At 61.3% G+C, this 11,148-nt stretch carries 10 protein-coding genes; 1 reads left to right on the forward strand and 9 read right to left on the reverse strand.

All coding sequences use genetic code 11. The features are described 5' to 3' along the window. Nucleotides 1–25 precede the first annotated feature (25 nt). The 6 genes from EDE09_RS14225 to cobA form a co-directional block, all read right to left on the reverse strand. Entirely contained in the window at nt 26–1,657 is a 1,632-nt protein-coding gene (locus EDE09_RS14225; RefSeq protein ID WP_132411123.1) for an ABC transporter ATP-binding protein, read from the reverse strand. Further along, nucleotides 1,650–2,477 (reverse strand): ABC transporter permease, encoded by an 828-nt coding sequence (locus EDE09_RS14230; protein ID WP_132411125.1) that lies wholly within the window; start codon nt 2,475–2,477, stop codon nt 1,650–1,652. Before EDE09_RS14230 ends, EDE09_RS14225 begins: the two co-directional genes overlap by 8 nt. After that, nucleotides 2,474–3,481, reverse strand: coding sequence for an ABC transporter permease (locus EDE09_RS14235; RefSeq protein ID WP_132411127.1), 1,008 nt, complete (start codon nt 3,479–3,481; stop codon nt 2,474–2,476). Before EDE09_RS14235 ends, EDE09_RS14230 begins: the two co-directional genes overlap by 4 nt. An 80-nt stretch (nt 3,482–3,561) precedes the next feature. After that, nucleotides 3,562–5,151, reverse strand: coding sequence for an ABC transporter substrate-binding protein (locus EDE09_RS14240; RefSeq protein WP_132411129.1), 1,590 nt, complete (start codon nt 5,149–5,151; stop codon nt 3,562–3,564). 335 nt (nt 5,152–5,486) lie between these two features. After that, entirely contained in the window at nt 5,487–6,800 is a 1,314-nt protein-coding gene (locus tag EDE09_RS14245) for a cobyrinate a,c-diamide synthase (RefSeq protein ID WP_132411131.1), read from the reverse strand. Further along, nucleotides 6,797–7,579: a uroporphyrinogen-III C-methyltransferase gene (cobA, locus tag EDE09_RS14250; protein ID WP_105372260.1), complete on the reverse strand. Its 783-nt coding sequence runs from the start codon at nt 7,577–7,579 to the stop codon at nt 6,797–6,799. The genes EDE09_RS14245 and cobA overlap by 4 nt, the downstream gene beginning before the upstream one ends. A 52-nt stretch (nt 7,580–7,631) precedes the next feature. Between cobA and EDE09_RS14255 the strand changes: the two genes are divergently transcribed. Next, a complete protein-coding gene (locus tag EDE09_RS14255; RefSeq protein WP_132411133.1) occupies nt 7,632–8,741 on the forward strand; it encodes a cobalt-precorrin-5B (C(1))-methyltransferase in 1,110 nt (369 codons plus the stop codon). Here EDE09_RS14255 and cobM read toward each other — a convergent pair. From cobM to cbiE, 3 genes are read right to left on the reverse strand one after another with little or no spacing between them, the layout of a single operon-like run. Continuing rightward, complete coding sequence (gene cobM / locus EDE09_RS14260) at nt 8,717–9,514, reverse strand: precorrin-4 C(11)-methyltransferase (protein WP_132411135.1); 798 nt, start codon at nt 9,512–9,514, stop codon at nt 8,717–8,719. The genes EDE09_RS14255 and cobM overlap by 25 nt on opposite strands. Then, on the reverse strand, nt 9,511–9,927 hold the full coding sequence (locus tag EDE09_RS14265; protein ID WP_132411137.1) for a cobalamin biosynthesis protein: 417 nt from the start codon (nt 9,925–9,927) through the stop codon (nt 9,511–9,513). Before EDE09_RS14265 ends, cobM begins: the two co-directional genes overlap by 4 nt. Then, on the reverse strand, nt 9,903–11,147 hold the full coding sequence (gene cbiE / locus EDE09_RS14270; protein ID WP_132411139.1) for a precorrin-6y C5,15-methyltransferase (decarboxylating) subunit CbiE: 1,245 nt from the start codon (nt 11,145–11,147) through the stop codon (nt 9,903–9,905). The genes EDE09_RS14265 and cbiE overlap by 25 nt, the downstream gene beginning before the upstream one ends. Between the last annotated feature and the right edge of the window lies 1 nt (nt 11,148).

Raw genomic sequence — 11,148 nt, forward strand, 5'->3', positions numbered from 1 at the left:
TCGCATGCACTTTCAAAAAAGACAGTCAGTTTCCGGCGCTCGCCATGCGTCTTGTGCTCAGAACCCGCTCAAGCCAACCGATCTCCATCTCCGGGACGGATTTCAGCAGCAGGTCGGTATAGTCGTCGAATGGCGGCGAAAGCGCTCGAGATTTGGGCCCGAAGCGCACCAGTCGGCCGCGATGCATGACGGCAACTGAATCGGCGATGGCCCTCACGATCGCAATGTCGTGGGTGATGAAGATATAGGAAAGCTGAGATTCCGTCTGCAGCTTCATCAGCAGTTTCAGGATACCCTCTGCAACCAACGGATCGAGCGCGGAAGTCGGCTCGTCACAGAGAATGAGTTCCGGCTTTGCGGCGAGCGCCCGAGCGATCGCCACACGCTGCTTCTGACCGCCTGAAAGTTCTGCCGGATAACGGTCGATGAAGCCGTTGCTCATCTCGATTTGCTCGAGCAGTTCCTTGACGCGCGCCGTCTTTGCCGCACCGCGCAGACCATAGTAAAAGGTCAGCGGCCGACCGATGATATCGCGCACTGTCTGGCGCGGGTTCATCGCCGTGTCGGCCATCTGATAGATAAGCTGGATGCGGCGAAGTTCATCGCGTGACCGGCTTTTGAGTGCAGGCGTCAGCGGCTTGTCTTCGAAAGTGATCCTTCCGTCGCTTGGCGGCAGGAGGCCGGTGATGACGCGCGCCAGCGTCGACTTTCCGGAGCCGGATTCGCCGACGATCGCCAGCGTCTGACCTTTGCAGAGATGCAGCGACACCCCGTGCAGCACCTTGAAGCCGTTCGAATATTGGGCGCTGACGTTATCAACCCTCAGCAGCGCCTGGCTCTGGTCGGGCGCCTCTTGCCGCGCCGTCTGGCGAACGTTCACCAGCGCACGGGTATAATCCTGTGTCGGTGCTTCGATGATCTGCTGCACCGAACCGTATTCGACCGTCTTCCCATATCGAAGTACCATGATGTCGTCGGAAATCTGGGCCACGACGGCGAGATCATGGGTGATGTAAAGCGCGGCGGTATTTGTCTCCTCGATCGCATGTTTGATTGCCGCCAGGACGTCGATCTGGGTTGTCACGTCGAGCGCGGTCGTCGGTTCGTCGAACACGATCAATTCCGGGTTCGGGCAGAGCGCCATCGCCGTCATGGCGCGCTGAAGCTGCCCGCCTGAAACCTGATGCGGAAAACGGTCTCCAAAAGTCTCCGGGTGCGGCAGGCCGAGGACGCGGAAGAGATAGAGGGCTCGCTTGCGGGCCTCGTCCTTGCTCATCAGTCCGTGCTTGACCGACGCCTCGATCACCTGATCGCCAAGGCGATGTGCCGGGTTGAAGGCTGCCGCGGCCGATTGGGCCACATAACAGACCTGAGCGCCGCGTACCTTGCGAATGCCGGCCTTGCCTAATGCCAGGATGTTCGTTCCGTTCAGCGAAACTTCGCCGCCGGTGATCTCGGCGCCGCCGCGGCCATAGGCGAGGGCGGAAAGGCCGATGGTCGATTTGCCGGCCCCGGATTCGCCGATCAGGCCGAGTACCTTGCCTTTCTGGAGGTCGAAGGACACCCCGTCGACGATGGTGATGCGCTTGGGCGGCTCGCCGGGCGGATAGCTGGTCGCCTCGATCTTGAGATTGCGGACGGACAGAAGTTCAGGCATCGCCGCGGCCTCCCTTGAGGCTGGAAGTTCGTTTGAGCAGCCAGTCGACCACGAGATTGACGCAGATGGCGAGCGCGGCGATTGCCGTCCCGGGCACCAGAGCCGCCGAAATGCCGAAGATGATGCCGTCCTTATTGTCCTTTACCATGCCGCCCCAGTCCGCCGCGGGAGGCTGGATGCCGAGCCCGAGGAAGGAGAGCGTGGAGAGGAAGAGAATGGAGAAGGCGAAGCGCAGACCGAATTCAGCGAGCAGCGGAGAAAGCGTATTGGGCAGGATTTCCCGGAAAATGATCCAGGTGGTGCCCTCGCCACGCAGTCTTGCTGCTTCCACGAACTCCATCACTGCTACGTCGAGCGCCACGGCACGGCCGAGTCGATAGACGCGGGTCGAATCGAGCACCGCCATCACGAGGATCAACACGATCAGATGCTGCGGCAGGACGGCGAGCACGACCAGCGCGAAGATCAATGTCGGGATCGACATCATCAGGTCGTTGAAGCGGGAAAAGACCGTATCGATCAACCCGCCCGAGACGGCGGCGATGAAGCTTAGCAGAATTCCGAGCGAGAAAGAAATGACCGTCGCGGCGAGAGCAACCGAAAGGGTGGTGCGGGCGCCGTAGATCAGTCGCGAGAGGATGTCGCGTCCGAGATTGTCGAGGCCGAAGAAGAATTGGGCGTCCGCCTCCTGCCAGACGCCACCGACCACCTCGGTCTCCCCATAGGGAGCGATCAACGGTGCAAAGGCGGCGCAGAAACAGGCGAGCGCGATGCCGATGATACCGACCCAGGCGGTGATAGGGATTTCTCTCAATCTCATCGCGGATGCCTCAGACGGGGATTGGCGATGATTGCAAGAATATCGGCCAGCATGTTCAGGAAGATGTAGACGGCGGCGAAAATCAACCCGCAAGCCTGGACGACCGGTATGTCGCGCACCGTCACCGCGTCGACCATGTACTGGCCCATCCCTGGATAGACGAAGACCACTTCCACCACGACGACGCCGACGACGAGGTAGGCGAGGTTGAGCGCCACGACGTTGATAATCGGTGCGAGAGCATTGGGGGCGGCATGTTTGACGATGGCCCGGAAAGCGGAAAGACCTTTGAGTTCCGCAGTCTCCATATAGGCGGAGGACATGACCGACAGAATTGCGGCGCGGGTCATCCGCATCATGTGGGCGAGAACGACCAGCACCAGCGTTGCAGTCGGTAGGGCGATCGCCTTGAGCCGCTCGATGAAGCCCATGCCCTCGTAGACGGTGGCGGGAAAGGTCGCGATACCGAAATTGACAGCGAAATAGAGGATCAGCAGGTAGCCGATAAAGAATTCCGGTAGCGAGATCGCCGCAAGGGATATGACATTGATGATCTTGTCCGGCATACGGTTGCGGAAGTGCACGGACAACATGCCGAGCCCGACGGCGAGCGGCACGGAGATTACCGCTGCAAAGCCGGCAAGGAACAATGAATTGCCGAGGCGATTGCCGACTTGTTCGGAGACGGAATTCCTGCTCGCCCAAGAGGTGCCGAAATCACCTTGAACCGCTCCGGCCAGCCATTCGAAATAGCGGGTGACGACGGGGCGATCGAGACCGAGTTCGGCGCGGATGTTTGCAACCGCCTGCGGCGTAGCCGACTGCCCAAGATAGGTCGTGGCGAAATCGCCAGGCAAAGCTTCGACGCCGCCGAAGATCAGCATCGAAACGGCGACGAGAAGCAGGAGAGAGAGCAGTATGCGCTCGATGACAAGAGCAAGAAGGGGAAACCGTTCTTGAAAACGCTGTCTGGGCAGGCTCTCTGTTTCGGTAGGATTGGACATCGGCAGAAGGCCTCGTTCTGAAACGGAAGGAGGATCGCGAGGCGCCCGCGATCCGTCAATCGGCATTCCGTCTTGAAGAACTAGGCGTCCAGCCAGACGCGGGTCGCGACATAGCCGTTCGACATGTCGTTGCCGATGTCGTGAACGTAGCCCTTCACCTTCTTGCTGGCGGCGTTCACGAAGTCGTTGAACATCGGCAGGATGAGGCCACCCTCGTCGCGCACCGTCATTGCCATGGTGCGGTACATGTCCTTGCGCTTCGTTTCGTCCAACTCGGAGCGGGCCTCGAGAAGGAGCTTGTCGAATTCCGGACGCTTGAATTTCGTGTCATTCCAGTCGGCGGTGGAAAGATAGGCCGTGGAATACATCTGGTCCTGGGTCGGACGTCCGCCCCAATAGGAGGTGGAGAAGGGCTGGACGTTCCAGACATTCGTCCAGTAACCGTCGCCGGGTTCGCGCTTCACCTCGACATTGATGCCGGCCTTCTTGGCGCTCTGCTGATAGAGCACCGCGGCGTCGACGGCTCCCGGGAAGGCAACCTCCGACGTACGCAGCAGAACAGAGCCGCTGTGCCCGGACTTCTTGTAGTGAAACGCCGCCTTGTCGGGGTCATAGGCGCGTTGTTCGATTCCCTCCGGGAAAAGGGCATAGGTGCTGTTGATCGGAAAATCGTTGCCGACCTTGCCGTAGCCACCGAGGACGGTCTTGACCATGCCTTCGCGGTCCATGGCGTATTTCAGCGCAAGCCGCAGATCGTTGTTGTCAAACGGCGCCTTGTCGCAATGCATGATGAAGACGTAATGGCCGCGGCCGGATGTGGAAAGAACCTCTACCGTAGGAGCGCGCTTCAAGAGCGCTACGGTCTTCGGGTCGACGCGGTTGATGTAATGAACCTGTCCAGAAGAGAGCGCGGCGATACGGGCCGTGGCGTCGTTCATCGCAATGATTTCGACGGAATCGACAAAGCCGCGATCGGAGCGCCAGTCGTCCTTGTTCTTTTCGAAGGTGGCCCGAACCCCCGGCTCAAAACTCGCTACCTTGTAAGGCCCGGTGCCGATCATGGCGTTCGGATCGTCGGTGCCGCCGTTCGGCTGAATGATCAGGTGATAGTCGGTCAGCAGCAGCGGGAGGTCGGCATTGCCTTCTGTCAGCGTGAGGACGAGATTGCCGCCGTCGGCCTTGATATCCTTGATGGATTTCATCACGCCCAGCGCACCGGATTCCGCCTTCTCGTCCGTATGCCGCTTGAGGGTGGCAATGACGTCGTCGACTGTCAGGGTCTTGCCGTTGTGGAACTTCACACCGGAGCGGATCTTGAAGGTCCAGGTGACGGCGTCGGGGGAGGGTTCCCAGCTTTCGGCCAGTGCAGCAACAGGTTTGCCGGTCAGGGGTTCGGATTCCACCAGCATGTCGCCCCAGCAGCGGCCGACGACGAACATAAACTGGGAAAGCGCCTTGGCGGGATCCTTGGAATCGGTCGCCGCAGCACCTTCCAAGCCAAGTTTGAGATGTCCGCCCTTTTTCGGTGTCTGAGCTTCGGCACTTGTAGCAAAGAGCTGGCTTGCCGCCGTGAGCGTCAGCCCGGCCGCCATGGCGCGGCCCATGAATTCGCGGCGGTTCATGCCCCCTGCCGTCACGCGACCGGCGAGATATTTGGTAAAGTCGCTCATTCCCCTGTTCCTTATCGTTGAGTTGAAAATGCCTTCTTCAGGCTCATCCTGCGGTTTCCTCTTCCGCTCGGATCTGCCCGTCATCGATTCTGGGAAATGCTCCGGTTGCCGCCGGTCTTTCCATCCTAATGATTAAGCGCGATAGCGGCCGATGTCTGCCGTTCGACCGCGTCGGATCCCTTTTGGTCCGCTGGCAAAGTCTTTCCATGGATTAAGGTTCGGATCGTTATGATGCGCTGCATTCCATGCGACATAAAGTGCCACCGATGCGACGGTTTGCGCCGCAATTCCAGAAATGCCGCAACCTGCGTTTGTTTGCACTCCGTTAGGAGTGCTCAGCCGCGCGCTATGGCGTGGAAGAATGTGCCGCTGACGAGGCCGCGGCGCCCGCCCGATGGCCCGATTTCCTTGCCTGTCCCATCGGCGATCATCGCAAGCGGCTTATCGGTTCCCGGCGAAACGACGCTCGCATAGTGGAACTCATGGCCGCGGGCCGTTTCGCCGGCCCGACCGATAGGACTGTCGGCACAGAGTTTTGCTTGCCGGTAGCCGAGGTTCATCTTGCGTCTCGCAAAGCTGGTGCGATGCGATAGAAGTCCGGTCATGGCATGGGTCACGCCGTCGGCATCCTCCAGCGTTTCGCCGAGCACCATATAGCCGCCGCACTCGCCGTGAACGGGCTTCGTCTCGGCAAACCGTGTGAGCCCGGCCTTGAAATGGCCGGCGGCGGCCAGTTTTCCGGCATGCAGTTCCGGATAACCTCCCGGCAACCAGCATATATCGCAGTCCGAGGAAGGCGCCTGGTCGGCAAGTGGCGAGAAGGGAACGAGTTCCGCTCCGGCCTCGCGCCAGCCGTGCAGGAGGTGCGGGTAAAGAAAGGTGAAGGCCGCATCCTGCGCCAGTGCGATGCGATGACCCGGAGGAGGCAAAGCCTTTTCCGGCGCTCCAGGCGGTATGTCGAAAGGCTTGGCCGCAGCGAAGATGGCGTCGAGATCGAGAGACGCTTCCATGGCATCGGCCAGGCGTTCGATATGCGCATCCATTTCCGGATGTTCGTTCGCCTGAACCAGCCCAAGATGCCGCTCGGGCAGGATCAGCGTCGGGTCGCGCAGGATGGTCCCAACGACCGGCAGCCCGATCGCCTCGATTGCCTCGCCGCTCAGTTTCTTGTGGCGCTCGCTGCCGGCGCGGTTCAGGATGCAGGCTGCGATCCGGACTTCGGGATCGTAATGGGCGAATCCATAGGCGATGACGGCAGCGGTCTGCGATTGGCCAGACACATCGAGGACCAGCAGGGTCGGCAGCCCGAAGAGCCGGGCGAGATCGGAAGCCGCACCCGAGCGGTTCGGCTCGCCGACGATGCCGTCGAACAGGCCCATAGCGCTTTCGATCAGAATGAGTTCCGCGTCCTCGGCTTGTTTTCGCGCCAGATGCCGCAAGAGGTCCGGCGCCATCGCCCAGCTGTCGAGGTTAAGGCCGGGCAGATGGGTCGCGGCCTCATGAAAACCGGGATCGATGTAGTCGGGTCCCGTCTTGATGCCGCGCACCTTTACGCCCCGCCGGGCAAAAGCCCGCAACAGGCCGATCGTGACGCTTGTTTTGCCGGAACCGGAGCGCGGCGCACCGATGATAAGTGCACGGGCCGTCATCGCGTGTTCCCCGGCGTCAGGATTTCCCGCATGGACACGATGCCGCCGATGACAATCAGCGCGGGGGCCGAAAAATTCTGTCGCAGAACCTCTTCTTCCACGGTGCCGAGCGTCGCGACCAGCGTTTTCTCTTCGGTCGTGGTGGCCGACATCACCACCGCCGCCGGCGTATCGGGCGAAAGACCACCCTCCATCAGCAGACGCGTGATATCACCGATCATCTTCAATCCCATATAGATGACAATCGGTTCGCCCAATCGGGCGAGCGCGACCCAATCCAGATCATCTTCCGTGCCTGCCGCGTGGCCCGTCGCAAGGGTGATAGATCGGCTGATCCCCCGCATGGTGGCGGGGATCCGCGCCGATGCGAGGGCCGCCAGTGCGGATGTCATGCCGGGAAGCACTCGGAAGGGAATACCTGCCTTGACGAGCGCTTCGGCTTCCTCACCGCCGCGGCCGAAAATAAACGGGTCTCCGCCCTTCAGCCTCAGAACGCGCTTGCCTGCCTGCGCCAGTTCGATCAGGGAGGAGGTTATGTTCTCCTGCGTTGCGGACGGTTTGCCGCCGCGTTTGCCGGCGAAAAGCAATTCCGCCTGCCTGCCAAGCGCAAGCACATCTTGCGAAACGAGCGCATCGTAGACGATGCAGTCTGCCTTGGAGAGCGCGTCCGCCACTTCCAGCGTCAAATAGCGGGGATGGCCCGGGCCTGCGCCAGCCAGCCAGACATGGCCTGGTTCGAAGTCCGGAGCTGCGACAATCTTCTCGATACTTTCATTCATAGGCAGACCTTTGGCCGGTGACGCATGACACCGGTCGATATATAGAAACGGCATGGAAGAGGATGGCAAGAACCTGCGCCGTGGCTGGACCACGGGAACCTGTGCGGCGGCGGCGAGCAAGGCTGCCTGCCTTGCCCTTCTTTCCGGCAGATTTCCGGACATAGTGGAAGTGACGCTGCCTGGCGGTCAACGCCCGAGCTTCACGCTGGCAATGGAAGAGCGGGGAGAGGGGTTCGCCAAAGCTGGCATCATCAAAGATGCGGGCGACGATCCGGACGTCACCCACGGTGCCCTGATCATGAGCACCGTGCGCCGTGGCGCTCCCGGCAGTGGCATCATCTTCAGGGCCGGCCGGGGTGTGGGAACGGTGACGCGTCCCGGCCTGCCGCTGCCGCCGGGTGAGCCGTCCATCAATCCCGTGCCGCGCAAGATGATCACGCAGGCGATTTCCGAGGTGGCGGGTGACGAGGTGGATTTCGAGGTCGAGATTTCCTGTGCGGATGGCGAGAAGATCGCCGAAAAGACGCTGAACGGCCGGCTCGGCATCATGGGCGGCATCTCGATCCTCGGTACAACCGGGATCGTCATTCCCTTTTCCTGTTCGTCCTGGATCCATTCCATCTGGCGCGGCATCGATGTGGCGCGAGCGGCCGGTCTCGATCATGTGGCCGGCGCGACCGGCAATACGTCCGAAAGGGCCGTTCAGGCCCATCACGGCCTGCCGGAGATTGCACTGATCGACATGGGCGATTTTGTCGGCGGAATGCTCAAATATCTGCGTGACCACCCGGTGCCGAAGGTCACCATTGCCGGCGGCGTCGCCAAGATGACAAAGCTCGCCCAAGGCATGCTCGACGTGCATTCGAAACGCGGCCTCGCCGATCTCGAAGCCTTGGCGAAAGTCGCTGCCGATGCTGGAGCAGATGCCGAGGTCGTCGCCCGTCTTGCTTCGGCCAATATCGTTGCGCATGCTTTTTCGATTGCCACGGAAAGCGGTCTTCCTCTGGGAAACCGCATCGCGGCACTTGCCTGGAATACCGCCGCCAAAGTCCTCCACAGTCCCGAAATCGCGCTGGAAATCCTGGTCTTCGATCGGGAGGGCCAGCTGGTCGGCCAGACCCAGTTTACACCGTCCGATCATTCGGAACCCTTGCCCGTCTGATCATTGCCCGACTCGAGCCAGCCAGGCCGAAAGCGACGAACATAGTCTGCATTGTAAAGTCGGCTTTCGGCGAATTCGGTCGCTCCCAATGCCTTGCCGATAAAGATCAAGGCCGTGCGTTCTGCAGGTTCGGCGGCGAGCTTGGCCTCGATGTCGGCAAGCGTCCCCCGAATGATGCGTTCTTCGGGCCAGGAGGCGCGCACAACGATCGCCACCGGGCACTCCGGCCCATAGAGAGGCGTCAGCTCCGTGACGACCCTGTCTAGGGCATGGACGGCGAGATGGATAGCCAGCGTTGCACCGGTGGCGCCAAACGCTGCCAATGTCTCGCCTGCGGGCATTTTCGAGGCACGGCCAGAGACCCGGGTCAGCACAAGGCTCTGCGCGACCTCCGGGATCGTCAGCTCGCGCTTGAGCGCTGCTGCTGCTGCCGCGAAGGATGGCACACCCGGGGTTAGCGTGTAGTCTATGCCGTGTTTTTCCAGACGGCGGATCTGTTCGGCAACTGCGCTCCAGACTGAAAGATCGCCGGAATGCAGCCGTGCCACGTCCTTGCCCGCCTTATGGGCGGCGACATATTCCGCTTCTATCTCATCCAGCGAAAGCGAACCCGTATCGACTACCCGCGCCTCCTTCGGGCAATAGTCCAGCAGTTCCTTCGGCATTATGGAACCGGCATACAGACACACGGGTGATCGCGCCAGGATATCGCGGCCGCGTACGGTAATGAGGTCCGCGGCACCTGGTCCGGCGCCGATGAAATGTACCGTCATGCCTTTTCCTTCGTTGCCGCCAGCGCACAGGTAGCGCCATTGGCGATCAGCCGCGGGACGAGGATCTCCGATCGATCCCCGGCGACGGCCAGGGCGGCCGCTTCGGAGAGGCTGGAGGCAAGCGTCTTTGCTAAGCTATGGCGGGATACCGTTCGGGTGCGTGGTTCGGCCTGCAGCAGTGCGTCGTCGTCCACGATATGCAACGGCAAGCGCAATGTCTCCGCAAGCTCGAGGATGCCGGGCTCCTCCCGCTTGATCTCGCCGGTCGCCAATGCGGCCACAGATTCCCGTGAAATCCGCGCCGCTGCGCAGGCGGCGTCAAGCGCCGACAGGATTTCCTCCGCGGTGCTACCTTTACGGCAACCCAATCCCGCTACGATCATCGCTCTTACCCCTGCTTTATCCATGTCCATTGCGTCACCGGCATCGCCGGTTTCCACCCGTGCATCGCCCCGATCGGAGCCACTCGTGAAACGTCAATCCGAATAAGATTGCCGCCAAGGCGCGCGTGGATGCCGAGAAGCACGGTTTCCATTTCAAGCGTCACTGCATTGGCGACGAGCCGCCCTCCCGGCTTCAGGGACCCGATAGCCGCGTCGAGCACGCCGGATTCACTGCCGCCACCGCCGATAAAGACTGCATCGGGCGCAGGCAGGCCGTTCAGGGCATCCGGCGCTTTCCTTTCAACAACGTGCAAGCCGGGTACGCCGAAGGCGGATGCGTTCCTTTCGGCCCGTGCCGCTCGCTCCGCATTTGCCTCGATCGCGATTGCCCTCATCGAAGGATCGGCCAGCATCCATTCAATGCTGATCGAGCCTGAGCCGGCGCCGATGTCCCATAAAAGTTCGCCGCGTCGTGGCGCCAGTGCCGAAAGCGTCAGGGCCCGGACCTCGCGCTTGGTGATCTGCCCGTCATGCTCAAACAGAGCATCGTCCAGGCCAAAGGCGCGCGGCAGGATACGGGCGTCAGCTTCGGCCGCTACCTCCACTGCTACGACATTGAGAACGTTGATATCCTGCCATGCAAATTCATTTGCGCGGGCCGATCGAACACGCTCCGTCTCCCCACCGAGCGCTTCAAGGACCGTCATCCGGGAGCGACCGAAACCGGCCTTCGTCAGCAGTGCGGCCAGCTCTGCCGGTCCCTTCTCGTCCGATGTCAGCGCAATAATTCGCCGGCCGGGATGCAGAAGCGGCCGGATAAGATCGAGCGGGCGTCCGTGCAGGGATACTGTTTCGATCTCCTGCAGCGGCCAGCCAAGCCGAGAGGCTACGAGAGAAAACGCCGAAGGCGCCGGGTAAGTCACAAACTCCTCTGCCGGAACATGACGCGACAGGGTGGCGCCGACGCCGAAGAGGAAGGGATCGCCAGAGGCAAGAACACAGACTTTTTGGCCCCGAAGCGTCACAACGTCGAGCATGGCGGCATCAAAAGGGGTAGGCCATGGGCGTGCCTCGCCTGATATCGCGGCGGCTGCCAATTCCAGATGCCGCCTTCCGCCGAAAACGACGGACGCGGAAGAAACCGCGGCGCGGGCGTCTTCGCCGAGACCTTTCAAGCCTTCTTCGCCGATGCCGACGATGGACAGCCAGCGGCTTTGGTTTAAAGCTCTTTCTGCTGATTCAGGAGGCATC

The sequence above is a fragment of the Neorhizobium sp. S3-V5DH genome, assembly GCF_004343065.1.
Taxonomy (GTDB): Bacteria; Pseudomonadota; Alphaproteobacteria; order Rhizobiales; family Rhizobiaceae; genus Neorhizobium; species Neorhizobium huautlense.

Excerpts from the sequence above, each read along its gene's own strand:
- EDE09_RS14225 (WP_132411123.1), bottom strand. The coding sequence starts at position 1,657 with ATGCCTGAACTTCTGTCCGTCCGCAATCTCAAGATCGAGGCGACCAGC.
- EDE09_RS14230 (WP_132411125.1), bottom strand. The coding sequence starts at position 2,477 with ATGAGATTGAGAGAAATCCCTATCACCGCCTGGGTCGGTATCATCGGC.
- EDE09_RS14235 (WP_132411127.1), bottom strand. The coding sequence starts at position 3,481 with ATGTCCAATCCTACCGAAACAGAGAGCCTGCCCAGACAGCGTTTTCAA.
- EDE09_RS14240 (WP_132411129.1), bottom strand. The coding sequence starts at position 5,151 with ATGAGCGACTTTACCAAATATCTCGCCGGTCGCGTGACGGCAGGGGGC.
- EDE09_RS14245 (WP_132411131.1), bottom strand. The coding sequence starts at position 6,800 with ATGACGGCCCGTGCACTTATCATCGGTGCGCCGCGCTCCGGTTCCGGC.
- cobA (WP_105372260.1), bottom strand. The coding sequence starts at position 7,579 with ATGAATGAAAGTATCGAGAAGATTGTCGCAGCTCCGGACTTCGAACCA.
- EDE09_RS14255 (WP_132411133.1), top strand. The coding sequence starts at position 7,632 with ATGGAAGAGGATGGCAAGAACCTGCGCCGTGGCTGGACCACGGGAACC.
- cobM (WP_132411135.1), bottom strand. The coding sequence starts at position 9,514 with ATGACGGTACATTTCATCGGCGCCGGACCAGGTGCCGCGGACCTCATT.
- EDE09_RS14265 (WP_132411137.1), bottom strand. The coding sequence starts at position 9,927 with ATGGACATGGATAAAGCAGGGGTAAGAGCGATGATCGTAGCGGGATTG.
- cbiE (WP_132411139.1), bottom strand. The coding sequence starts at position 11,147 with ATGCCTCCTGAATCAGCAGAAAGAGCTTTAAACCAAAGCCGCTGGCTG.